The organism is Lysinibacillus sp. NPDC097287, assembly GCF_044761695.1.
In the GTDB taxonomy this organism is placed as follows: Bacteria; Bacillota; Bacilli; order Bacillales_A; family Planococcaceae; genus Lysinibacillus.
Genome location: NZ_JBIWCX010000006.1, coordinates 1 through 22,605 on the forward strand (window position 1 = coordinate 1; position 22,605 = coordinate 22,605).

A 22,605-nucleotide genomic window follows, 5' to 3' on the forward strand; every position below is an offset into this window, starting at 1 on the left:
CCGCCACAATAAAAAATATTGGCCCCTTGGTCAAGCGGTTAAGACACCGCCCTTTCACGGCGGTAACACGGGTTCGAATCCCGTAGGGGTCATACGTAAAACACCGAAGATGTTTTTTAACATCTTCGGTGTTTTTTTGTATTTAAAATTTATTTCAGATAAGATATTGATAGAGTATAGATAGGGGGAGAAACATGAACGATAAACTAATGTGGGTTCAAAATAAACAATTTCAATTGCCAGGGAACATAAAACAAGTAGTGCCACTACTAGAAAATTTCACGTTAGATCAAGTGAGTTGTGTCGAGCGATTCCATCGTACATATGGGCAGTTTGAAGAGACACCTTTACGAAGATTAGATGCTTTAGCAAGATATGTAGGAGTGAATCAGATTTTAGTAAAAGATGAGTCATTTCGATTTGGCCTAAATGCATTCAAAGTGTTAGGTGGGGTGTATGCATTAGGACAGTATGTGGCTAAAGCATTAGGAAAAAATATCGATGATTTATCGTTTGAAGAGTTAAAGTTGCCAGGAGTGAAGAAACACTTAGGAGAACTGACGTTTATTTCAACAACGGATGGTAATCATGGACGTGGTGTGGCTTGGGCTGCGAGAGAGCTTGGTTTCAAAGCACGCATTTATATGCCAGCTGGTAGTGCAGAGGAGCGTCTACAAAATATAATAAATGAGGGCGCTTATGCTGAAATTACAAGTATGAATTATGATGATACTGTTCGTTATACCTCAAAGCTTGCTTCGGAAAACGGTTGGGTTATTGTACAAGATACGATGTGGGAAGGTTATGAAGAAATTCCATTGTGGATTATGCAAGGCTATACAACGCTTGTAAAAGAAGTTGTTGATCATCTTGAAGAAGCACCTACACATGTATTTTTACAAGCTGGGGTGGGCTCTTTTGCGAGCGCAATAGTGGCGTTTTTAAAGCAGTACTATGAAAAGGACATCACGTTTGTTTTGGTAGAGCCACATGTAGCGAATTGCTATTATGAGAGTTTTAATCAAGGAACGAGTGAATTTGTGACAGTTGGAGGAGCTATGCAGACGATTATGGCAGGGCTTGCTTGTGGTGAGCCGAGTCCGATTGCATGGGATATTTTAAAAGGGTATACGAGAGTGTCGATTAGCTGTGCAGAGGAAGTGGCAGCTACGGCTATGCGCGTGCTTGGCAATCCGCTAGGTCAGGATGCGAAAATTATTGCCGGTGAATCGGGCGCAGCACCGTTTGGCTGTTTTTATGAACTCATGACGGATTTTCGTTATGCTGAGCTGAAAGAGACATTACAGTTAGATAAAATGTCACGTGTACTGTTTGTAAATACAGAGGGCGATACCGATATTAAAAACTACCGAGATATTGTGTGGCACGGTAAATACGCAAAATAAAAGAAGACAGCTACGTCAGGTGAAACGTAGCTGTCTATTTTTAATGAATATCGATTTTAGAAATTTTGAACGCACCATATTCGTCCGTTGTTACAGTGTATGTTTTATAGCGATCATAATATTGATAATTATTTTGCGTATCATAGAAATCGAATGTTTCGTTCATTTCTACATAATACTGACCATCAGCATAGTTAACGCTTAAAATATCATTGCTCGTAAAGGAGAAATAGTGACCTTCACCAGAGATGTCGTTAACGTAATCCTCTAGCTCGTTGTAGGCGCTACTATCGATTGCGAGCATATCGGCAATCCAGTAAAAGTCTCCCTCATTTAGTGCCATTTCATAGTACATGCGGAAGGATTGCACGAATTGTCCAGCTAAAACGTCATCTGTTTCGGTTTCAACTGGTTGTGGATTGTAATTATAAACACCTGCTACAGCAAGCACATCGTTGGTCGACAGTGGCTGAGCAACCCAAGCATCGAACTGTTCAAGCATGCTATAGAGCGGAATGGAGAAGCCAAAGTTTGTACTCGTTTCTGATGTGTACAAGAGAGAATTGATACCGATGACGTTACCAGTTTTCACATCAACTAACGGCCCACCACTACTGCCTTGATCAACTTGTGCATCAATTTGATAGATTTGCTTGTAAATAAATTTTTCAGACTCCATATCGCGTTTATTGCCTGTAATATAACCAACAGATGCTGAATTTTCAAAGTCCCTCGGGCTACCAAAGGCAATGACCTCTAAACCAACAGGTGATTCATTTTTTTCGACGCCCAGTGGTGTAGTATCCTGATAGGCAGGTACATGTAGCAAAGCAATATCGTAATGATCAGAAATACCGATGACCGTAGCGGGGGATTCCTGCCCCTTTGAATTACGAACGGCTACTTCGACATTCCCCTCGACCACGTGAGCATTTGTAATGACATAGCCACCTTTTTTATAGAGGAAGCCAGAGCCATGTCCTTTGCTTGTTACCACAGTAAAGACTTTTTGTTGAACTTCTTTAATGAGCGTCACACGATCTACTTGTTGGGCGTGATTTTCTTGTTTTTTCACAATTTCTTCGCTTGAAACTTGTTGTACTTTTATTTGTTCACTGTCAGCTGTTTCTGTATAGGCGATTGGGCTTCCTTTTTGATCTTGGAAGTAATCCCAAAAACCATATCCAAGTCCACCAATTGTTAGAAAACACATTAATAATATGATCATAGCCCAAATGGGAATGGCTTGTTTGACAATTACAATGCCTTCAAATTTTTCACCGCATTCGGAGCAAAATTTACCATTGGAGTTGTTTTCATATTTACATTTCGGACATTTCATCTTACTGCACTCCTTGTGAAATATTTACTATTAATATCGGTAAAAAGTCACGAGTGTGTAGGGTTAAATGGAAAAAATTGATTGAAATTACATGGATGAATAGAGAAATCAGCATAAATGAGCTCGCCACTTTCTATTGCAAAGGTTAATGGGATTGAAATTGATGCTTAGTATTATCAGAAAAATGGTATTTCGTTAGTACATGAAATGGAAAAAGGATTTCGCTTGACCTTGACGTTACGTAAAGGTTTACAGTATGGATAGTGGAGGTGAAATCTATGGAATTTTCGATTCAAGAGCTGGCAAACATGTCTGGTGTCAGTACGAGGACACTACGTTATTATGATGAAATTGGTTTACTGAAGCCAGCAAGAACGAATGAGGCAGGTTACCGATTTTACACCCAAGATGAGGTGGATATGTTACAGCAAATTTTATTTTACAGGGCGTTAGATATAAAACTGTCGATGATTCAAGAAATCATTCAAGCTCCTGATTTCCAGCAGAAAGAGGCACTTGAATCACACCGAGTTGCATTATTACAACGAAAACAGCAGCTTGATAAATTATTACAAACGGTAGAGCAAACGATTCAATCATTAGAGGAGGAAGCACCGATGACGAACGAAGCAAAATTTGAAGGCTTTAAAGAAAAGCTTATTGAGGACAATGAAAAACAATACGGCGATGAAATCCGTGCAAAATACGGCAATGAAACGGTTGATACATCCAACGCGAAACTAAGAAATATGACAGAGGAACAATATGAAGCGATGCAGCAGTTAGAGCAACAGTTATTTGCCCGCTTAAAAGAGGCGATAGAAATTGGTGATGCATCGAGTGACATTGCGATGGAAGTAGCAGAACTTCACAAGCGTTGGTTATGCTTTAATTGGTCGAAATATTCGAAGGAGGCACATGCTGGTTTAGCACAGATGTATATAGCAGATGAGCGATTTACGGCTTACTATGATGAGCGTGTAGCGCCAGGTGCGACGCAGTTTTTACATGAGGCCATTCTAGTTTATACACGGAATTAACAAAACTCTCCCGATGCTTGGTGTTTTAGAAATGATATTTTAGGAAAAAATACAGAAAAGGCAAAGGGAGGCGTTTTTTTGAAAGAACAAACAATAGCCAAGTTGAAAAAGCAATTAGAGCAGGAATTAAAGGAAGTAGAACAACAGTTGGAAGACTCTGAGAGACCAGAGAAAACGGAATTATCAAATTATGATAATCATCCAGCCGATAATGCCAGTGATTTAACGGATCAGCTAACAGAAATGGCTATTGATGAGCATCGCAGTGACAACGCTGAAGAAATCAAACGAGCCCTTGAAGCGATGGAAGAGGGCACTTACGGCGTTTGTAGTGTATGTGGTGAAGAGATTCCACTTGGTCGTCTAGAGGCGATGCCAAAAGCTCTGACATGCGTAGAGCATGCGGAGAAAGAAGATGAGAATTTAAGACCTGTTGAAGAAGAGGTGCTGTCAGCTTCACCAAAATTCTCGGATGATTTTGAAGAGGTCGAGGCATTTGGCTCATCGGATACTGAGTCTGATCAAAATATGTAAGCATTCTTCACCTCTGGCAGTATAATATTTGTATGAGGTGAAAAGTATGGACATTATTGATTTACATTGTGATGTGTTGATGAAATTAACAAAGCTAGAAACAGCGAGATTTAAAGATGATGTACGTTTACAAACAAATAAGGATCGACTGCAATTAGGGCAGGTAAAGGCTCAGGTTTTTGCGATATTTATTGATCCGCAAATTCCACAAAGCATGAAGTTCTTGGAGGTAATCCGTCAGATTGAAGCATTTCATACACATGTGCTACAAACAGAGGGTATGGTGCATATTACGGACTGGTCTCAGCTTGAAAATTTAGCGCCTCATGAAATAGGTGCGATTTTAAGTTTAGAAGGTTGTGATGCCATTGGTGATGATATCACAAAATTACAAGCAGTATTAGACGCTGGTGTGAAGCTTGTCGGTCTAACGTGGAATGGTGAAAACAGTGTGGCATACGGAGCTGAGCAAGATGCGAAACTCGGTTTAAAGCCATTTGGCAAAGAGGTCGTGAACATTTTAAATGAGAGAGATATACTAATTGATGTCTCACATTTAAATGAGCAAGGTTTTTGGGATGTCCTGCCACTAGCGAAGCATATAATAGCGAGTCATAGTAATGCACGTGCACTCTGTGAGCATCCACGTAATTTGACAGATGAGCAAGCGAAAGCACTAGTAGAGCACGGGGGACATATCCATGTGGTGTACTATCCACATTTTATTGGTAAAAATGCTACACTGGATAATTTAGTTGCACATGTAAAGCATTTAGCTGATTTAATAGGTGTTGAGCATCTTGGCTTAGGCTCTGATTTTGATGGAATTGATGAAACGGTAAAAGGTTTAGCGCATGCAGGTGAAGCACAAAATTTATTAGAAGCATTACGAGAACATTTTTCAGTCGAAGAAGTGCGCGGAATTGCCAATATGAATTTCCGTCGTTTTATCAATTACGCCTCGGCGTAATTGCCGCTGACGCTTCGCTTTCGCGCAGAAAAAATTTACTGGATGAATATAAAAAATGCGACAACCCATTAAGGCTGCCGCACTTCTATTAATAAAAGAAATAATTAAATAATAATCCAAGACCAAGTAGGAAGCCGAAGAATGTATTTGTTTGCGCTGTATATTTCATCGCAGGCATTACTTCTTTTGCTTCTTTTTTATCGCGGAAAATTTGGATGGCACGTAATGGTTTTGGTACGCTTAAGAAAATAATGAGTGCCCAAGCGGTAATGTCATCAATTGCTACAAGTGCAATAATCCATAAATATGAAATGATAAAGAAGCCTGATAACACAGTAATTGCTCGGTCACGACCAACTAAGATAGCGAGTGTTTTACGTCCGCCTTCCGTATCTCCGACAATATCACGAATATTATTCGAGAGCATAATTGCTCCAACTAAAATCATACTTGGAACAGAGAGTAATACCGCATCCAATGTGACTGTACCTGTTTGAATGAAAAAGGCGATTAATACAATCCCCATCCCCATGACAGCCCCTGAAACGAGCTCACCAAATGGTGAATACGCAATTGGGTAAGGTCCCCCAGTATACAAGAAGCCGATGAGCATACATACAAGTCCAACAGCTGCAAGCCACCAAGACGTTGAGGCACAAATATAAATACCGATTAATGCAGCAATGGCATAAAAGCTAAGTGCAATAATCATAATAGTTTTTGGTTGGACACCATGACGGACAATTGTCCCGCCGATGCCGACAGAATGTTCATTATCGAGTCCTAATTTGTAATCATAGTATTCATTGAACATATTTGTTGCCGCTTGAATGAGCATACTTGCGATAAGCATGGCAAAAAACAGGGCAAAATTAATAGTTTCTTTGTCAATTGCTAGAGCAATTGCTGTTCCTAAAAATACTGGAACGAATGAAGCGGTTAAAGTGTGTGGACGTGTTAAATGCCACCAAACTTTAAAACCCCTATCAGCTTCAATGACTTTGGTCATAAGGTGATTCTCTCCTTCAAATGTTGTAGACTCTACCTATTTTATACGAAGAACGAGAAATTGGGTAGGTTATCGGCTTAATGGATACAGTTAAGTCTAAAAAAATGATATGATACAATAGAAACTGATTTCATAGAACGATACAGTAGTTAATAGCCGTCAGAGAAACTAGGGACGGTTCTTTTAGCGAGTTTACATTGCAACAACGGAGGGAATTTTCATGCAACAGAAGTGGTACCAAGCCACAGAAGTATATGTGGACTCTTTGGGCCAAAACCTTCATTTTTATATGGAAACGATCGAAGTAAGTCGCTTATCGGCACTAGCATTTTACGCGGCTGGTGAGGAGCGTTATAAAGGTGAACGATTTTATTGGCAAAATAGAGAAAAAACAATGACATTAGTAGGCTTAGGACATGCCTATACAATTCAAAATAACGCAAAAAACGACCGTTTTGATGATGTAGAAAAAGAATGGATTAGCTTAACGAAAAATTGTATAAAAGGTCAAGCTGAATTACAGCCGATACTTTTTGGCGGTTTTACTTTCGATCCACAAAATGATGTGAGTGGGGAGTGGACGGACTTTCCACAAGCTTATTTTGCACTCGCAACATATCAATTAGTTTTACGCGATGACAAAGCATATATCAGTGTGAATTTTGTAACTAAAAATGCGCATGCAGAAGAACAATTTGCAACGCTTTTGAAGGAGCGAGATCATTTAATTCACGCAGCACAGGTGAAAGAAGTAAAAACCTATTCAAAACCTGAAATGATAAGCTATTTCGAACCATATAAGAAACAGTATCTAGAATCGATTAATCAGGTGACATCACTTATTAAAAACAAAGAAGCCGATAAAGTTGTCATTGCGCGCTCTCTTGCGTTGCAATTTAAAGATCAAGTCGGCTCACAACAAGTACTCTCTCAGGTGATTAATGAGCAACCAGAAAGTTTTTTATTTGGCTTAGAGAGAAATAATTTACTATTTTTCGGTGCTTCACCAGAGCGTCTTGTGAAAGTGGAAAATGGTCGTGCTTTTTCGTCTTGCGTAGCAGGTTCCATTAAGCGTGGTAAGACAGCAGAGGAAGATACGTTTTTAGGCCAAAGTCTATTGAATGATCGCAAAAATGGTGGAGAACATCAATATGTCGTTGATATGATTGCTGAAACATTCCGTAAAAACTGTTCGGAAACGAAAATTCCTACAGGTCCACGTTTACTGAAAATCCGTGATATTCAACATTTGTATACGCCTGTTGAAGGTCAGTTGAACGCGGATGCAACAATATTACAATTAACGAAGTATCTACATCCTACACCAGCTTTAGGTGGCGTACCAAGACAAGAGGCAATGGCAGCAATTCGTAAATACGAGCCGATGAATCGCGGGCTTTATGCTGCGCCGATTGGTTGGCTAGATGCAGAAGGTAACGGTGAATTTGCTGTAGCGATTCGCTCTGCATCTTTAGTCGATGATAAAGCCTATTTATATGCAGGTGGTGGTATTGTAGCAGATTCAGAACCACAATCTGAATATGAAGAAACATTAGTGAAATTCCGCCCGATGCTTCGAGCGTTAGGAGGTCAATTAGATGAGTGATCGTCAGATATTAACTGATTATGTTTATAAAATGGTTGCATCACTAGTACAAGGTGGAGTCGAACATGTTGTTGTTAGTCCAGGTTCACGTTCTACACCGCTTGCCTATGCCTTTGCATCAACAAAAGAGTTAACGATGTATCGTCAGGTTGATGAACGTTCAGCAGCATTTTTTGCACTAGGTATTGCCAAAGCAACAGCAAAGCCAGTTGTGTTATTGTGCACATCAGGGACTGCGGCAGCAAACTACTTTCCTGCGATTGTTGAGGCGAGTTATGCGCGTGTACCATTAATCGTCATTACAGCAGACCGTCCGCATGAATTACGTGAGGTGGGTGCACCACAAGCCATTAACCAGCTGAACCTTTACGGTGAGCATGTGAAGTGGAATGTCGACTTTCCATTAGCAGATGGTGCGGCACCTACATTGCCATTTGTTGAGCGTCATATCGCACGTGCAGTTGCGCTAGCAACGAGTGCACCGTTTGGACCTGTGCACCTGAATGTACCGTTTCGAGAGCCATTACTTATTGACTTTCGTGACGAACTGCCAAGAGCAACATTTCAGCAAAGCAGAATCGCAGAGTTAACACCTTCAGATAGAACGCAGCGAGAATTAAGTGATATATTACGTGCGACGAAAAGAGGCTTTATTGTTGTAGGTGAGCTTCCACTAGGCACTGACTTAACAATCATTTGGGACTTTGTACGCCAGTTAAAATGGCCAATAATTGTGGAAAGCCTGTCAAACATGCGCACATTAGTACCTGAAGACTGTATGAAGTATGTGATTGCTACGTATGATGCGATTATGAAGAGCGATGATTTTACAGCGTTAGTTAAGCCGGAAACAGTGCTTCGCTTAGGGGCACAACCGATATCGAAATTTATTATGCAATTTATTACAAACTCTCAGCCCAATGCGTATATTGTAGTCGATGAGGATCCGATGTTCCGAGATTCAACAGGTGTGTCCACGCACTTTATACAGGCGACTATTGGTGAATGGCTAAGAGAATTAGATGTTCGTGATAATATGCTAGAATCAGCATATTTAGCTGAATGGCAAGATGCTGATGATCTAGCACTTGAATATATAGAGCATTACACAGACGGGGCAATTGATGAAGGGGCAATGGTAAGTTTACTTCTTGATTTCATACCAGAAGGTAGTGATATTTTTGTAAGTAGTAGCATGCCGATTCGGGATGTTGATACGTTTTTAATCAAAACGACTAAGGATATTCGTGTGTTTGCGAACCGCGGAGCGAATGGAATCGACGGTGTTGTTTCTACAGCGATGGGCTTTAGCCAAGTAAACAAACGCGAAACGTACTTACTCATTGGTGATTTAGCGTTTTTACATGATGTGAATGGCCTGATTGCTTCGCGTTATCAGGATTGCAATATAACAATTATCGTCATGAATAATGATGGTGGTGGGATCTTCTCTTATTTGCCTCAGTCAAAAGTGGAAGAACATTATGAGGATTTATTTGGTACACCAACTGCTCTTGAGTTTCGTGATATTGCACATATGTATGGTATGGAATATGTACGTGTGGATGAAATTACGGAGTTGTTCCCGAAATTTACGATGGCAAAAAAACGCCCATTACGTTTGGTAGAAATCTTCACAGATCGTGAGGAAAATGTTTTTGCGCACCGTGCGCTATGGCAACGAATAAATTCGGGGTTAAAAGCATGGCAAAGCTAATTATCCGAGGTATTGAGACAAATGTAGAGGTGTGGAATGAAGCGGGCGAGCAAGTAGTCGTGGCATTACATGGATTTACAGGTAGTACGGCCACATGGCGAAATTTAGCGAATGAGCTCCCTAATGTACGAATCGTTGCAATTGATTTAATCGGTCACGGTAAAACAATGGTACCTGAAAGCGCAAGTCGCTTCTCAATGGATGAGCAGATAAAGGACTTAGAAGAAATTTTTACGCAACTACGTTTGGAAAAATTCTCATTACTCGGGTATTCCATGGGTGGTCGTATTGCATTGTCCTATGCACTGGTGTATCCAGAGCGAATTGATAAGTTAATATTAGAAAGTGCATCACCTGGTCTACGCACATCTAAAGAGCGTATAGAGCGTTGTCAGAGAGATAACGTGTTAGCCGATAAAATTGAGATGAACGGCATTACCTCGTTTGTTGATGCATGGGAAAACATTCCGCTCTTTGCATCACAAAAAAGATTGCCAGAAAGTGTACAGCATGACATTCGTACAGAGCGGCTTGCGCAATGCGAATCTGGTTTAGCTGGTAGCCTACGTGGAATAGGGACAGGGATGCAACCATCCAATTGGCCATCTTTGGCACAACTTGACATGCCAGTACTACTGATTACGGGTTCGATTGATGAAAAGTTCTGTAAAATTGCAACTGAGATTACAGCTTTATGCAAGAATGCACAACATGTGACAGTAAATGACGCGGGGCACGCAATTCATGTGGAAAATCCTGCGGAGTTTGCTACAATAGTAAAGAAGTATTTAATGTGATTTTGAGATCATGTTAACGCCTCATATCAATTATGAGGCGGATTAGAATAATTAGGGGGCAATTTCAATGACACGTCAATGGACATCATTACATACTTATGAAGATATTAAGTATGAGTTCTATAACGGTATCGCAAAAATTACGATTAACCGTCCAGAAGTGCGCAACGCTTTCCGTCCTAAAACGGTAATGGAAATGATCGATGCATTTTCACGTGCGCGCGACGATAAAAATGTTGGGGTTATCATCTTAACAGGCGAAGGTGAAAAAGCCTTCTGTTCAGGTGGAGACCAAAAAGTTCGTGGTAACGGTGGTTATGTTGGAGACGACGAAATTCCACGTTTAAACGTATTAGATTTACAACGCTTAATTCGCGTTATTCCAAAACCAGTTGTCGCAATGGTTGCAGGTTTTGCAATCGGCGGTGGACATGTACTACACGTAGTATGTGACTTAACAATCGCTGCAGACAATGCTCGTTTCGGACAAACTGGACCAAAAGTTGGTTCATTCGATGCGGGCTATGGTTCTGGTTATCTTGCACGTATTATTGGACATAAAAAGGCACGTGAAATTTGGTACCTTTGCCGTCAATACGATGCACAACAAGCACTTGATATGGGCTTAGTTAACACAGTTGTTCCTTACGAGCAACTTGAAGACGAAACAGTTCAATGGTGTGAAGAAATGCTACAAATGTCTCCAATGGCACTTCGCTTCTTAAAAGCAGCGATGAACGCTGATACAGACGGCTTAGCAGGTCTTCAACAAATGGCGGGTGACGCTACACTTCTTTACTACACAACTGATGAAGCAAAAGAAGGTCGCGACGCATTCAAAGAAAAACGCCAACCAGACTTCGGTCAATTCCCAAGATTCCCTTGATGATTTGAAAAGCGGAGCGCGTTCGATCATTCCCGAAACGCCCCGAGGGAATAACGCTCGGAGCTAGACAATGATAGAAACACGTATCTTTTATTAGATACGTGTTTTTTTGCGTGGGTAAGACGTTTAGACGGATAAAACTATGATAGAGACGGATAAAAATGAAAAATGACGGATAAAACCACGAAAGTGGCGGATAGAACAGCACAATATCTATACAAATCCTATAAAAAAGCAGTAAGATTAGCATTGTAAGTGATTGGAGGTAACGATATGTATCCGAACTGGATTTTACAGCGCGCTTATTTAACACCAATGCGTGCTGCTTTAACATATGAAGGACAAACATGGACATTTAGTGAAGTAAATGAACTTGCGTTAAAACGTGCTCGACAATTAACCGCACTTGGGATAAAGCAAGGGGACCGGATTGCGATTATGGGGCCAAGTACGCCAAATTTAATTTTCATGATGTATGCATGTATGCACTTGCAGTGTGAATTGGTCATGCTGAATCGACGTTTGTCAGCATCAGAAATTGCCTATCAATTAGAGGATGCAGCAGTAGTAACTGTACTTGTTGCGGATGAAGATGCAGAAAAGCTGCCACAAAATGCGCCACGGCTTTTATTCTCCGTAATCGAGCAAGGTGTTGAACGAGATGTTACCATCGTTAAAGAATGGTCATTAGCACACACGACTTCGATTATGTATACGTCAGGCACAACTGGCTTTCCGAAGGGGGTACGTCAAACTGTTGGCAATCATCAGGCAAGTGCAACAGCCTCTGTATTAAATTTAGGTTTACAGGCTGAAGATGTCTGGTTGTGTGCGGTACCATTATTTCATATTAGTGGATTTTCGATTTTAGTGCGGTCATTACTATATGGCAACAAAGTGCATTTATATGAACAATTCGATGTTGATGCTATTACGAACAATATTGTAAACGGTAATGTGACACATATGTCTGTAGTTGCTGTCACATTAGAACGAATTTTACATGCTCTAGAGGAGAAACATGCGAAAGCCTCATCAGGATTTAAAATGATGCTTGCAGGTGGTGGACCTGTACCTGTCGATTATTTACAGCGTGCCCAAGCGCTAAATTTAGCAGTCGCACAAACATATGGCATGACAGAAACTTCCTCACAAACGGCAACGCTTGCGAGTGAGGATGCGATGTTTAAAATTGGTTCTGCGGGGAAGCCGCTATTTTTCAACCAAATTCGTATTGCTGAGCCAAATGGACAAGGTGAGGGAGAAATTTGTATTCGAGGCCCACATGTGACGCCGGGTTACATTGGACGCTTTGCCGAAAGAGAAACGACAATAGATGGTTGGCTTCATACGGGTGATATTGGCTATATCGACGCAGATGGATATTTATTTGTTGTCGATCGTAGAGCAGATTTAATCATTTCAGGTGGGGAAAATATTTATCCTGCAGAAATCGAAAATGTACTTCTTGCACATCCAGCTGTAAAGGAAGCAGGTGTTTGTGGTAAGGACGATGAGAAATGGGGGCAAGTACCATCAGCCTATATCGTGTTGAAGGAAGAAGTGTCGGTTGAGGAACTTATAGATTTTTGTAAACAAAAGCTCGCCAAATATAAAATGCCTAAGGAATTAAATTTTGTCCAGGAGTTACCTAGGAATGGATCCAATAAGCTGTTAAGAAGAAAATTAAAGGAAATATAGTCTAAGAAGAAGCTTTCTGCATACAAGAAGGCTTCTTTTTTTATGCATATCACAAATTTACAAGAAATTTTGCATAAAAAACGTGGAAATTACATAAATTAGATAGTAAGGGAGACAGACTCATATGAGAAAATACTTATGTATTATTATGATACTACTAACTTTCTTACAAATGAGTCAACTGCATGTAATGGCCAGTAATTATCATGAAAAATATGAAACAGCAAATACAGTCGATGAATTAAAACATCAAATTCAACAGGCTGTAATGCAACTAAAAACGGATTTTGATATTCGCTATACGGGATCGACTGTTTTGACGAAGGATGAGCTGACAGCAATGATTAAAGAGTCAGTTACAGATCCATATATTTATGCGAATATAGCAAGTTTTAAATGGCATTATAGCGGCTATGTAAAAAACATTGTCATCAATTTTCAGTTTAACTATCATCATTCAAAAGTCGAAGAAGCTTTCGTAGATCATACATTGAATAATATAATAGAGCCGATGCGTAGACTTAGTAACTTTGAGAAAGTTAAGGCTGCACATGACTTTATCGTCTTGTTTACAGAGTATTCAAGTCAGTCAATAAACAGTCAATATTCACCATACACATTGTTAACGGAAAACAAGGCGGTTTGCCAAGCTTATGCGTTAGTCCTTTATCGAATGTTAGAAAAGTTAGGGTTAGAAGTGCGTTATGTTACTGGAGATGCGAAAGAACAGCTCCATGCTTGGGTATTAGTGAATTTAGATGATGCTTGGTATCACATTGATGTAACGTGGGATGATCCAGTACCAGATAAAGCAAATGAAGTACGTTATAACTATTTTCTTCTGTCAGATGAGCAATTGGCAAAAGATCATGAATGGGATCGCACTCAATATCCTGTAGCAAATCGTGAATACTTTTCAATGGGAAATGATTTGAATAAGTCATTTGTATTTAATAGCCTGGATCTTAGTGGCATTGAAAATGTATATGCTACGAATAGTGGTATGCCACGATTAAAGAAGGCTTCAATTAATCGCACAAAGTTTCTTGCTGTAGTAAAGAACACCGTTTATAAAGGAAGCAATTCAAAGGATGACAAGTTTTCAAAGATATATGCAGAAAACATGAATGCGAAATTTCTTATACCTAATTTGTCCTTAATTTTATTCTTTGATAGCAAGAAAGAATATGATCTAACTAGCAATCAAAAGTATAAGAGCATTTACGTTCCACAACAAAGAATATCTCATAAGAAGTTAGTCGTCATAAAAAAGGGTGTCTCGAATTTTCATCATCGAGACACCCTTTTTTCATTTTAATGACTTTGAGCATTTAAAGCAGTTTCTAAGGTTTTGATATTTTTCTGCATTAACGTGAAGTACGTTTCTTTGTTTTTTACATCATCTGCCGTTAAGATACTTAAATTATGCAAGACAAGTGAATCTGCTCCGACTTCTTTTTGAATAACTTCCGCTAGTTTGGATGAAACGTTTTGCTCGAACAAAATGTGATAAATTTGTAAATCTTTCGCTTTGTCTACGATCGCCGTTAATTCCTTTTGTGACGGTTCAGTTTGTGAGTTTAATCCAGCAATTGGTATTTGAGTTAAGCCATATTCACCCGCAATATAACCAAATGCTGCGTGTGATACGAAGAATGTTTTATCTGTTGCTGTATCAGCCATTGTTTTAAATTGATCGTCTAATTGTTGTAATTCATTAACTAAAGCTTCGTAATTGGCAGTAAAAGTAGCTTCTTGTTCAGGCATTTTTTCGATTAATGCGTTTTTAATAGAAAGTGCTAAGTCCTGACTAATGATAGGCGATAGCCAAACATGTGGGTCTACATCACCGTGGTCGTGATCCTCGTGATTATGACTATCTTCTTCGCTGTCATGCGCAAGCCCAGTGCTAATTGCTAGTTGTTCATCTGATACTTGGTCAGCAGTTGCAATCATTGTTACGTCTTCCTTGGCTAACGTTTTTTTCGCATTTTCAACGAAGCCTTCAAGACCTAAGCCAACATAGAAAAACAGATCAGCCTCTGCTAATTTCATCATATCTTTTTGTGTAGGCTCAAATGTATGCTCATTAGCGCCAGTCGGGTAAATAGAAGAAACGTTTACAAATTCGCCGCCAATTCGTTCAGTGAAATAGCTTAACGGGTAAACTGTCGTGTAAATAGATAATTTGTCAGTAGATGCGGCGTCCTTATCCGTAGTTGTTGTTTTGTCACCGCATGCGGCCGTAAATAACGCGAGTACAGCTACTGTGAACAGTAAAAGCATTTTTTTCATAATTATACGTATACCTCTTTCAAATAGTAATGATTACGATTTATTTTTTGACAGTTATTATAATAACGTACATATGAAAAAAGTACAAGAAAAAATGACCTTCGAAATTAATTCTTTTTCGAAGGCCACTTGTCTGGAACTGGGTCAAAGCCACCAGGGTGCAGTGGCTGGCATTTTAAAATACGGGTAATCGTCAAGATAAATCCTTTAATTGCACCGTGCTTTTGAAATGCTTCTAATCCGTAAGATGAGCATGTAGGATGGAAGCGGCACGAGGGTGGCGTCATAGGTGAGATGAATTTTCTGTAAAACTTAATGAGCCATATAAAGGGATATTTCATGCTTGACCATCCTTGTGCTGTATTGTTGATTGTTCAGGTTTAGCATCGATTGTATGTTTAAAAACATCGCCTTTTTTCTTCATGAGGACGATGACAGAAACGCCAAACATTAGCATCATCATGGCAATCATAATAATAATTGGTAATGGGACACCCATTTTTTTCACTCCAAATCAGTTTCTTTATTTTTATTATAATAGTTTTAGCATTAAAAACGTATTAATTGAACTAGGGATAAGTTATGTAGCAATCTACTTCTTATCGTGTTGAAAGTTTTGGACAGGTTTTTCATCGACAGTATGTTTAAAGGCGTATGCACGATTGACACTTGCAATAGTAGCAACTGTTATTAAAATAACGATGATAACCGCTACAATTAATAGTGTGGTTAAACTCATTTACTTCACTCCGTTTCTGATTCATCAACTCTATTATAGAATATGTGCTTCTGGTAATTGTGAAGGAAGTTTGACATTCCGGCGAATAAAAAATTTCCTTTTTCATCATACTAGAGAAAAAAGGAGTGTTTTGATGGATCGCCACCGCGTATATTTTTCACTTGCCAACCGAACGTATTATACAAATCCACATGCAGGTCCATGGAATTTTGAGCTAAATATTGATCGACAAGCACTAGATGTTTTTGAAAAAATCTTTCAGCAAATGCAGCTACTCGAGATATCTAATATGTGGAGAGCACAGCTTCCATATGTACCCTATCATTTAGATAAAGAAAATGATGATATTGATTTGAGATTGAAAAAGATATATGCCTTAGTGCATGAGTACGGGGATGATGACACAAAAGCATTTGTGGAGCAGTTACCATACTTCGATAGACGTGTCTAGCTTATTGCGGCTAGGCATTTTTATATTTTGCGGAGAAATGGTTTATATCGACTATTAATCAATAAAGGCAGTTTAATATTCTGGGAAAAGGGGCTATCCAATAAGACCTTATAAGCAGAACAACTGGCTTCCTATATGGTAAAAATCCGCTCGCGGGCACAGCGCAAGTCGCAACCCTCGCTACACGCGGTTTGTTGCGTCTTGCGTTTCGTGCTTTCCCGCAGGAGTCTACACGGATTTTCACCTGTTTATCAAAAAAATAGCGTATTAAAAGTACTCACAGCGTACGATTTTTCTTTTAGAATAGCACCTTTTTTATTCGAACTTAAGAAAACTAATTAAAATAGTGAATAAATTATTGCTAACTCTATAAAAATAATGGTAAGTGTACCGATGCCAACGAAAGCTAATTTATTTTGAATGTCATTTTCTAGTGTGCTGATTTTACAGACAGAACAGCTTAGTGCGACTCTAGAGGGATTCACCATGGTCATAAAAGATGAGCTTACATTTTGAGCGCATGCTATTAGAACTGGAGAAATCCCTACTTGGACAGCTGTCTCTGTTTGAAGTCTTATAAACATGGTGTTAGAGGCGGTGTTACTTCCCGTTAAAAATCCACCAGTGGCTCCTATTAAGGGTGCAATAAATATAAAAAATTGACCAAAGGATTGTGCTGCAGTTGATGACAAAATTTCAATCATCTTCGCTTCTGACATAATCTCTGAAACGACAATATATAAAAAAGTAGTTAAGATTACTGGATAACATTTATTGATTGTTAACTTAATACTATCTATGATGGCACTTCTGTTTAAGCGGAAGAGGAAAAGTGTGAAAAGGCAAACGAGCATGAGAAAAAATCCGGGTGAGTATAGTAGTGCTAACTGAAAATTATATTTTTCTATAGAAATGTTAAAGATACCAGATAAAAAGTTTTTAATAGGATGAATGATTCTTGATGTGAATAATAGGAGTATTAAAAGTAAATAGGGAGAAACATTCTTCAAAAAAGAAATTGGGCTTTCTTGTGTAAGATTACTTCCTTTACTTTTTAGTTTGATCAATAGAAAAATAACGACGATTACAGTTAGAGATCCAAATATGCCTGCAAGCTCAACACTAGCAAAACGATTACAGATCCAGACAGAAAAGCCTAATAAAAATCCAATAAATAATACTTGAAAAATGCTTTCTTTTAAAGCTTCTTTTCCAGCGCCTATGTATGCAACTAAGACTGCAAAGTAGACGTAAATAGGTATAGACATTAAGGCACTGCCCATTCCTAACTCTTGTAAGGGGATATCTCCTAGTGTGGCTCCAATGATCGTACCCAACGCTAAAGTTCCCCAAGGTATAATACATAAACTAATTAAAGCAATAACGGATGACTGAATAGGACTATAACCTAATGCGATTAATATAGGCGCAATGACGATGACGGCTAAACCAAAGCCACTAACAGCCTCTATTAAAGGGGATAACCCTAAAGCCAATATCAAAACTTGATAAATTTTATCATTGGTCGCAGTTGTAATAGAAGAAGCAATTCCATCGATAGCTCCGGCTTTTTCCATCAAGTGAAATAAAAGAATACCAAAAAATAAGATATACACAATAATTGATGTCGTCAGAAAACTTTTAGTTATAGGTTCAGGTAATATTTTAATACTCGTGTTAAAGACTGGTGAAATAGCAATGACCGTTGTAATGATACAAGCAGTTATCCCTGTTAAAATGGAAGATTTTTTTAATACGAAAATCATAAACAAAATACTAAGTAGTGGTAGCAAAGCAAAAATGATTTTTAACATTTCATACACTCCTAATTTATACGACTTTAATTCATTATAGTATATAAAAATGCACTATAGTATAAAAGTTTTGAAAATTACTGTAATTTTAGTTTCACAATAACCATATAAGGTTTTATTAATGTTGATAGTTATAGCTGTTGTGCCATATTATAGAAGAAATGCGTCTCTGAAAATACACTATAGTGAAAATGAAGGAGCTTAAAATAATGGGATTTGGAAAACAAGTAAATTTTATTAGAAAAAAAAACAATATGACGTTACAGGATTTATCTTCATTAAGTAATGTGAGTGCCTCCATGCTGTCTCAAATTGAACGAGAAGAAAAAAATCCAACCATTCAAGTAGCTTGTCAAATTGCGGAGGCATTAAATACGACACTTTCAGCTTTATTAGATCAGCAGGAAAAACGGGATATTGTTGTGATGAGAAAAAATAATCGTCCCATTTATGTTGATGAAAAATCTGGTTTCCAACGGCACTTATTGTCGCCGTCCTTTCCATCAAGAGGTATTGAATTTGTTTTAAATATTATTCCCGCTCATAAAGAGTCGGGCGTATTTCCGGCACACAAATCAGGTGTTCAAGAATATATTTTTGTTGAAAGTGGAAAATTACGCGTTGAACTAGGAAACGGGGTTTTTAAAGATGAATTAGATGAGGGGGATTCATTCTTTTTTGAAGCGGATACAGAACATAGATTTATTAATATTGGAGATGAAGAGTGTCGTTATTTCCTTGTGATTGATTCCACACAGGTGTAGAGATAGGTGTTATGGTGATAAATTAACGATGTATTAGAGGAAATACATGCCAAACTTAATAGGTGTTATTTGTTTGAAGTACAGTACTTTTTTCAGGGAAAGTTGAATGCATTGAACACGTTGGTTACACTAGGAATATAGGAGTTGACGTGAATGTTTTCATTTCAAGATTTAAATGGCTTTCAAGTAGATTTAAGTTTCACAAGAGGGGAATTTACCGTAGAGCCGAAGCACGTACTTGTGTTTTTAAAGCATAAAAATAAGTGGCTTTGTACAATTCATAAACGTAGAGGTGTTGAATTTCCGGGTGGGAAGTTAGAGCCTGGTGAAACTTTAGAAGAAGCGGCTGTAAGAGAAGTATTTGAGGAAACTGGAGTGCGGGTGAAGAACTTGCAGTGGTTCGCGGAATACGCAGTACACGAGGACACATTATTTTGTAAAGCGGTGTTTACTGCACAGTTTGCTAGTCAAGAAGATATATCTTTTGATTTAGAAACGTCGGGTATGACGTGGCTAACAGATAAAGAATTAGGGGAACATCCAAATTTAAGCTTTTATATGAAGGATGAAGGCATGAAAAAAATGCTAGAGGAAGTGAAGCGTTATGATAATCGATGGTGAGATCCTTGAAAAACGAGCATATCCTTCACCGAATCCTGCTATTCGTTTAACAGAAATTACGTATTTCTCACAAGGTTTACGGGTGAAAGGATTACTAGCAGAACCAAAAGCAGAAGGCACATATGATGGCTTTCTATATTTACGAGGTGGCATACAAAATGTCGGTATGGTAAGAGCTCCACGTATTACGCAGTTTGCAGCACAAGGATTTATTGTTTTTGCACCTTATTATCGTGGTAATCGGGGCGGCGAAGGACGCGATGAGTTTGCAGGTGATGATCGCTTCGATGCAGTGCATGGAGTTGAAGTTTTAAAGCAATATTGCAATAACCGCGTGCATGTTTTTGGGTTCTCACGTGGCGGCATGATGGCATTATGGACAGCGATTTTACGAAGTGATATTACATCCATTGTAACGTGGGCAGGTGTATCAGATGCAACAGCTACATATTGGGAACGGATGGATATGCGTCGTATGATGAAACGTGTCATAGGGGGTACACCAAATCGAGTACCTGAAGCATATGATGCTCGAACACCATTGTTTGAATTAGAACAAATAGCAGGACCTGTATTAATCATTCATGGATTACGAGATGAAAACGTTGATGTTGAGCATGCAAGGCAGCTTGAATTTTATTTAGAAGATGAAAAGAAAACCGTGGAGACATGGTATTATGAAAACTTGACGCATTTCTTCCCACCAGAAGTGAATCGACAAGTTGTTCGAAAGCTTTGTAACTGGATGAAATCACAATAAAGAACATGACAGTCATTCTATTATCAGAATGACTGTTTTTATATGGTTCGTCACATGTATCTTATATATCAGTGCTCGCTTCGGTTTTTACAATAAATTGGACTAATTTTGGTTAAAGAGGATATCAATATTAGAATGTTCCTTGTGTAGCTTTGTAAAAAAGATTGATTATTTATAATAAAGTTTGATTAAAATCATCTCATCTCTGTAGATTTCTTAGAGGTGAGATGATTTTAATTGGATATTTATGTGGATATCGCTATAAAGATTGTGAAGAAATGTACTTAAACTAACGAAGCAGTTTTGTTGAAGAAGATACATACTGAAAAAAGTCCCTTCAGATAGTTTGAAGGGACTTTCCTAAATAATTAGTGTATAACTCTAAATCCAAAATGATTATTTGTATTTTTTGGCTAGAGATTCGCTGCCAATTGCTCCAATGATAGTCATAAAAAAAGGTCCAATTTGAAATAACAGAGAATCCTGTAAGAACACAATATTTAAATCAAATAACTTATTACCTATTACAATGAATATCTTAGCTAGTATGATTAAAAATCCAATTATTAGAAGAATATCAAAAAATAATTTCCACCTTGGATAGACTAATTTTTGGCTATCTTTTATGAGTTGCTCTTTCAAAGAATTATCCTCCTTTACTAATTCATCAAGAGTAATATCAAATATGTCACTTAACTTAATTAACAATTCAATACTAGGGTAACTTTCTCCACGTTCCCATTTGGAAATAGATTGTCTACTAATATTAAGTTTTTCTCCAAGCTGTTGTTGTGACATATTATGCTTTTGACGTTCTTCTTTTATTTTTGAAGAAAAATACATATGATCAACTCCTATCCACAGTATATTTACTTACACTAAAAAATTAAAGAACCGTATCGTTGCAGGGATGTAAACTATTAGTTGCCCCTTGGAAACAGCGTTTATTTTTGTGTATAGTCCTTTATTTACTCATTAATTATTACAAAAATAAATATTTAGCGGACTTTCTGTAAACTGCTACAGTGGCAGTTTAGTCAGTGTCTTTTATGGGGTTTTCTTAATTATAAGAGTTCTTTTGTTATTTCGCTAAGAGCAGCATTCCTGTAATAACTGAAAGGAAATCTAGAATTTGTGAAATAGTGTACTTAAGCTAACGGAGTGCTTTAGTGGAGTGGGAATATTTAAAAAAATCAATCTTTTTTATAAAAACACAGTTCTAAAAAATAAAAGAAAGCTATCGTTTTGATCAATCTTTATTCGAAACGATAGCTTTTTATATGCCGTAAAATCAAGGATTTAGAGTAATGTATAATCAAAATTTAATCTTAACCAACGCCTTGATTGGGGTGGGGGCTGGACGCCCATCGGAAATCACCCACAATTTATGGGTCATAACCTTATTTTTGTTTAATTGTATTATATTGTATAATTTATTTGTAATCTATTAACTATCAGGGGTGTTGTGAGATGAATTCTATTAATTTGAAGAAGCAAGCCGCTAAGATTGTATTAGAGAAGAAGAAATTAAAGGGTGTTGTCGCACGTGTTGGGATTGTACTAGATATTTCAGGTTCAATGCGTAAGCTTTATAGTGAGGGTGTAGTACAGGAGGCCGTTGAACGAATGCTCGCTGTAGCCAGTCAGTTTGATGATGATGGGGCACTAGACGTGTGGGTATATGATAATGAATTTTCAAGACTGCCTGCGGTAACTGAAAAAGATTTTATTGGCTATGTGGATCGTGAAATCATAAATAATGCGAGTGTGCATAAATTTGGACGTAATGATGAGCCACAAGTTATGGCAGATGTTATAAAAAAATATGTATATGAAGAGCCTAGTCAGGATCCTGTATTTATTGTTTTCATTAATGATGGGGGATGTAAGGCTAGCATTAAGCGCTCTATTATTAAATCATCGAATAAACCTTTGTTTTGGCAATTTATAGGAATTGGAGATTCGAACTTCGATGTTTTACGTAAGTTAGATACAATGGAGGGACGCGTAGTCGATAATGCTAATTTCTTTCATCTAGATAGTATGGAAGCTGTCAGTGATGAACAGTTATATGAGCAATTACTTGAGGAGTTTCCTGTGTGGCTAAAAGAAGCAAAAGAAAAACAGATTATGTAATAAGGTTATTTTTGAAG

The 22,605-nt window shown here is 38.2% G+C and carries 23 protein-coding genes and 1 tRNA gene; 16 read left to right on the forward strand and 8 right to left on the reverse strand.

Annotation, left to right across the window (positions count from 1 at the left end; genetic code table 11):
- The first annotated feature begins 20 nt into the window (after positions 1–20).
- Together ACIQ2D_RS10215 and ACIQ2D_RS10220 are read left to right on the forward strand one after the other, a co-directional pair.
- A tRNA-Glu gene (locus tag ACIQ2D_RS10215) sits at positions 21–92 on the forward strand.
- Between the two features lie 102 nt (positions 93–194).
- Positions 195–1,406: a diaminopropionate ammonia-lyase gene (locus ACIQ2D_RS10220; protein WP_402863332.1), complete on the forward strand. Its 1,212-nt coding sequence runs from the start codon at positions 195–197 to the stop codon at positions 1,404–1,406.
- A 40-nt stretch (positions 1,407–1,446) separates the two neighbouring features.
- Here the strand turns inward: ACIQ2D_RS10220 and ACIQ2D_RS10225 are convergent, their stop codons facing one another.
- Positions 1,447–2,748 carry a trypsin-like peptidase domain-containing protein gene (locus tag ACIQ2D_RS10225; protein ID WP_402863335.1) on the reverse strand — a complete coding sequence of 434 codons (1,302 nt, stop codon included), beginning with the start codon at positions 2,746–2,748 and terminating at the stop codon, positions 1,447–1,449.
- A gap of 278 nt (positions 2,749–3,026) precedes the next feature.
- Here ACIQ2D_RS10225 and ACIQ2D_RS10230 point away from each other — a divergent pair, with 278 nt between their 5' ends.
- From ACIQ2D_RS10230 to ACIQ2D_RS10240, 3 genes are all read left to right on the forward strand, one after another.
- Entirely contained in the window at positions 3,027–3,788 is a 762-nt protein-coding gene (locus ACIQ2D_RS10230; protein ID WP_402863338.1) for a MerR family transcriptional regulator, read from the forward strand.
- 78 nt (positions 3,789–3,866) lie between these two features.
- Positions 3,867–4,322 (forward strand): TraR/DksA C4-type zinc finger protein, encoded by a 456-nt coding sequence (locus ACIQ2D_RS10235; protein ID WP_402863341.1) that lies wholly within the window; start codon positions 3,867–3,869, stop codon positions 4,320–4,322.
- A 46-nt stretch (positions 4,323–4,368) separates the two neighbouring features.
- Positions 4,369–5,292 (forward strand): dipeptidase, encoded by a 924-nt coding sequence (locus ACIQ2D_RS10240; RefSeq protein ID WP_402863344.1) that lies wholly within the window; start codon positions 4,369–4,371, stop codon positions 5,290–5,292.
- A gap of 88 nt (positions 5,293–5,380) precedes the next feature.
- On the opposite strand, the gene ACIQ2D_RS10245 is transcribed toward ACIQ2D_RS10240, so the two are convergent.
- Positions 5,381–6,301 (reverse strand): 1,4-dihydroxy-2-naphthoate polyprenyltransferase, encoded by a 921-nt coding sequence (locus tag ACIQ2D_RS10245; protein WP_402863347.1) that lies wholly within the window; start codon positions 6,299–6,301, stop codon positions 5,381–5,383.
- A gap of 220 nt (positions 6,302–6,521) precedes the next feature.
- Between ACIQ2D_RS10245 and ACIQ2D_RS10250 the strand changes: the two genes are divergently transcribed.
- The 6 genes from ACIQ2D_RS10250 to ACIQ2D_RS10275 all read left to right on the forward strand — a co-directional run bounded on the left by ACIQ2D_RS10250 (position 6,522) and on the right by ACIQ2D_RS10275 (position 14,326).
- Positions 6,522–7,907 (forward strand): isochorismate synthase, encoded by a 1,386-nt coding sequence (locus ACIQ2D_RS10250; RefSeq protein ID WP_402863350.1) that lies wholly within the window; start codon positions 6,522–6,524, stop codon positions 7,905–7,907.
- Entirely contained in the window at positions 7,900–9,624 is a 1,725-nt protein-coding gene (gene menD, locus ACIQ2D_RS10255) for a 2-succinyl-5-enolpyruvyl-6-hydroxy-3-cyclohexene-1-carboxylic-acid synthase (RefSeq protein ID WP_402863353.1), read from the forward strand. Before ACIQ2D_RS10250 ends, menD begins: the two co-directional genes overlap by 8 nt.
- Complete coding sequence (gene menH, locus ACIQ2D_RS10260; protein ID WP_402863356.1) at positions 9,612–10,421, forward strand: 2-succinyl-6-hydroxy-2,4-cyclohexadiene-1-carboxylate synthase; 810 nt, start codon at positions 9,612–9,614, stop codon at positions 10,419–10,421. Before menD ends, menH begins: the two co-directional genes overlap by 13 nt.
- A 67-nt stretch (positions 10,422–10,488) precedes the next feature.
- On the forward strand, positions 10,489–11,307 hold the full coding sequence (menB, locus tag ACIQ2D_RS10265; RefSeq protein ID WP_402863359.1) for a 1,4-dihydroxy-2-naphthoyl-CoA synthase: 819 nt from the start codon (positions 10,489–10,491) through the stop codon (positions 11,305–11,307).
- Between the two features lie 273 nt (positions 11,308–11,580).
- A complete protein-coding gene (locus tag ACIQ2D_RS10270; RefSeq protein ID WP_402863362.1) occupies positions 11,581–13,008 on the forward strand; it encodes an o-succinylbenzoate--CoA ligase in 1,428 nt (475 codons plus the stop codon).
- Between the two features lie 124 nt (positions 13,009–13,132).
- A complete protein-coding gene (locus tag ACIQ2D_RS10275) occupies positions 13,133–14,326 on the forward strand; it encodes a transglutaminase domain-containing protein (RefSeq protein ID WP_402863365.1) in 1,194 nt (397 codons plus the stop codon).
- On the opposite strand, the gene ACIQ2D_RS10280 is transcribed toward ACIQ2D_RS10275, so the two are convergent.
- The 4 genes from ACIQ2D_RS10280 to ytzI all read right to left on the reverse strand — a co-directional run bounded on the left by ACIQ2D_RS10280 (position 14,323) and on the right by ytzI (position 16,042).
- On the reverse strand, positions 14,323–15,303 hold the full coding sequence (locus tag ACIQ2D_RS10280) for a metal ABC transporter solute-binding protein, Zn/Mn family (protein ID WP_402863368.1): 981 nt from the start codon (positions 15,301–15,303) through the stop codon (positions 14,323–14,325). The genes ACIQ2D_RS10275 and ACIQ2D_RS10280 overlap by 4 nt on opposite strands.
- A gap of 107 nt (positions 15,304–15,410) precedes the next feature.
- Positions 15,411–15,644 carry a membrane protein insertion efficiency factor YidD gene (gene yidD / locus ACIQ2D_RS10285; protein WP_402863371.1) on the reverse strand — a complete coding sequence of 78 codons (234 nt, stop codon included), beginning with the start codon at positions 15,642–15,644 and terminating at the stop codon, positions 15,411–15,413.
- Positions 15,641–15,802 carry a hypothetical protein gene (locus ACIQ2D_RS10290; RefSeq protein WP_402863374.1) on the reverse strand — a complete coding sequence of 54 codons (162 nt, stop codon included), beginning with the start codon at positions 15,800–15,802 and terminating at the stop codon, positions 15,641–15,643. The genes yidD and ACIQ2D_RS10290 overlap by 4 nt, the downstream gene beginning before the upstream one ends.
- 93 nt (positions 15,803–15,895) lie before the next feature.
- Entirely contained in the window at positions 15,896–16,042 is a 147-nt protein-coding gene (gene ytzI, locus ACIQ2D_RS10295; protein WP_402863377.1) for a YtzI protein, read from the reverse strand.
- 133 nt (positions 16,043–16,175) lie between these two features.
- On the opposite strand from ytzI, the gene ACIQ2D_RS10300 reads away from it, so the two are divergent.
- Complete coding sequence (locus ACIQ2D_RS10300; RefSeq protein ID WP_402863380.1) at positions 16,176–16,493, forward strand: transposase; 318 nt, start codon at positions 16,176–16,178, stop codon at positions 16,491–16,493.
- 338 nt (positions 16,494–16,831) lie between these two features.
- Here the strand turns inward: ACIQ2D_RS10300 and ACIQ2D_RS10305 are convergent, their stop codons facing one another.
- Positions 16,832–18,307, reverse strand: a complete 1,476-nt coding sequence (locus ACIQ2D_RS10305; protein WP_402863383.1) for an L-lactate permease — start codon at positions 18,305–18,307, stop codon at positions 16,832–16,834.
- A gap of 209 nt (positions 18,308–18,516) precedes the next feature.
- Between ACIQ2D_RS10305 and ACIQ2D_RS10310 the strand changes: the two genes are divergently transcribed.
- The 3 genes from ACIQ2D_RS10310 (at position 18,517) to ACIQ2D_RS10320 (ending at position 20,452) form a co-directional block, all read left to right on the forward strand.
- Positions 18,517–19,071: a helix-turn-helix domain-containing protein gene (locus tag ACIQ2D_RS10310; RefSeq protein WP_402863386.1), complete on the forward strand. Its 555-nt coding sequence runs from the start codon at positions 18,517–18,519 to the stop codon at positions 19,069–19,071.
- Positions 19,072–19,224: 153 nt separating this feature from the next.
- A complete protein-coding gene (locus ACIQ2D_RS10315) occupies positions 19,225–19,692 on the forward strand; it encodes an NUDIX domain-containing protein (protein WP_402863389.1) in 468 nt (155 codons plus the stop codon).
- Positions 19,676–20,452 (forward strand): alpha/beta hydrolase family protein, encoded by a 777-nt coding sequence (locus ACIQ2D_RS10320; RefSeq protein ID WP_402863392.1) that lies wholly within the window; start codon positions 19,676–19,678, stop codon positions 20,450–20,452. Before ACIQ2D_RS10315 ends, ACIQ2D_RS10320 begins: the two co-directional genes overlap by 17 nt.
- A gap of 396 nt (positions 20,453–20,848) precedes the next feature.
- Here the strand turns inward: ACIQ2D_RS10320 and ACIQ2D_RS10325 are convergent, their stop codons facing one another.
- On the reverse strand, positions 20,849–21,295 hold the full coding sequence (locus ACIQ2D_RS10325; RefSeq protein WP_402863395.1) for a helix-turn-helix domain-containing protein: 447 nt from the start codon (positions 21,293–21,295) through the stop codon (positions 20,849–20,851).
- A gap of 627 nt (positions 21,296–21,922) precedes the next feature.
- Between ACIQ2D_RS10325 and ACIQ2D_RS10330 the strand changes: the two genes are divergently transcribed.
- The gene (locus ACIQ2D_RS10330) at positions 21,923–22,588 is read left to right on the forward strand and encodes a vWA domain-containing protein (RefSeq protein ID WP_402863398.1); all 666 of its coding nucleotides are present in this window, start codon (positions 21,923–21,925) and stop codon (positions 22,586–22,588) included.
- Positions 22,589–22,605: the final 17 nt, after the last annotated feature.

Bases quoted from the DNA above. Each gene is read 5' to 3' on its own strand.
- ACIQ2D_RS10220 (WP_402863332.1), top strand. From the start codon at position 195: ATGAACGATAAACTAATGTGGGTTCAAAATAAACAATTTCAATTGCCA.
- ACIQ2D_RS10225 (WP_402863335.1), bottom strand. From the start codon at position 2,748: ATGAAATGTCCGAAATGTAAATATGAAAACAACTCCAATGGTAAATTT.
- ACIQ2D_RS10230 (WP_402863338.1), top strand. From the start codon at position 3,027: ATGGAATTTTCGATTCAAGAGCTGGCAAACATGTCTGGTGTCAGTACG.
- ACIQ2D_RS10240 (WP_402863344.1), top strand. From the start codon at position 4,369: ATGGACATTATTGATTTACATTGTGATGTGTTGATGAAATTAACAAAG.
- ACIQ2D_RS10245 (WP_402863347.1), bottom strand. From the start codon at position 6,301: ATGACCAAAGTCATTGAAGCTGATAGGGGTTTTAAAGTTTGGTGGCAT.
- ACIQ2D_RS10250 (WP_402863350.1), top strand. From the start codon at position 6,522: ATGCAACAGAAGTGGTACCAAGCCACAGAAGTATATGTGGACTCTTTG.
- menD (WP_402863353.1), top strand. From the start codon at position 7,900: ATGAGTGATCGTCAGATATTAACTGATTATGTTTATAAAATGGTTGCA.
- menH (WP_402863356.1), top strand. From the start codon at position 9,612: ATGGCAAAGCTAATTATCCGAGGTATTGAGACAAATGTAGAGGTGTGG.
- menB (WP_402863359.1), top strand. From the start codon at position 10,489: ATGACACGTCAATGGACATCATTACATACTTATGAAGATATTAAGTAT.
- ACIQ2D_RS10270 (WP_402863362.1), top strand. From the start codon at position 11,581: ATGTATCCGAACTGGATTTTACAGCGCGCTTATTTAACACCAATGCGT.
- ACIQ2D_RS10275 (WP_402863365.1), top strand. From the start codon at position 13,133: ATGAGAAAATACTTATGTATTATTATGATACTACTAACTTTCTTACAA.
- ACIQ2D_RS10280 (WP_402863368.1), bottom strand. From the start codon at position 15,303: ATGAAAAAAATGCTTTTACTGTTCACAGTAGCTGTACTCGCGTTATTT.
- yidD (WP_402863371.1), bottom strand. From the start codon at position 15,644: ATGAAATATCCCTTTATATGGCTCATTAAGTTTTACAGAAAATTCATC.
- ACIQ2D_RS10290 (WP_402863374.1), bottom strand. From the start codon at position 15,802: ATGGGTGTCCCATTACCAATTATTATTATGATTGCCATGATGATGCTA.
- ytzI (WP_402863377.1), bottom strand. From the start codon at position 16,042: ATGAGTTTAACCACACTATTAATTGTAGCGGTTATCATCGTTATTTTA.
- ACIQ2D_RS10300 (WP_402863380.1), top strand. From the start codon at position 16,176: ATGGATCGCCACCGCGTATATTTTTCACTTGCCAACCGAACGTATTAT.
- ACIQ2D_RS10305 (WP_402863383.1), bottom strand. From the start codon at position 18,307: ATGTTAAAAATCATTTTTGCTTTGCTACCACTACTTAGTATTTTGTTT.
- ACIQ2D_RS10310 (WP_402863386.1), top strand. From the start codon at position 18,517: ATGGGATTTGGAAAACAAGTAAATTTTATTAGAAAAAAAAACAATATG.
- ACIQ2D_RS10315 (WP_402863389.1), top strand. From the start codon at position 19,225: ATGTTTTCATTTCAAGATTTAAATGGCTTTCAAGTAGATTTAAGTTTC.
- ACIQ2D_RS10320 (WP_402863392.1), top strand. From the start codon at position 19,676: ATGATAATCGATGGTGAGATCCTTGAAAAACGAGCATATCCTTCACCG.
- ACIQ2D_RS10325 (WP_402863395.1), bottom strand. From the start codon at position 21,295: ATGTATTTTTCTTCAAAAATAAAAGAAGAACGTCAAAAGCATAATATG.
- ACIQ2D_RS10330 (WP_402863398.1), top strand. From the start codon at position 21,923: ATGAATTCTATTAATTTGAAGAAGCAAGCCGCTAAGATTGTATTAGAG.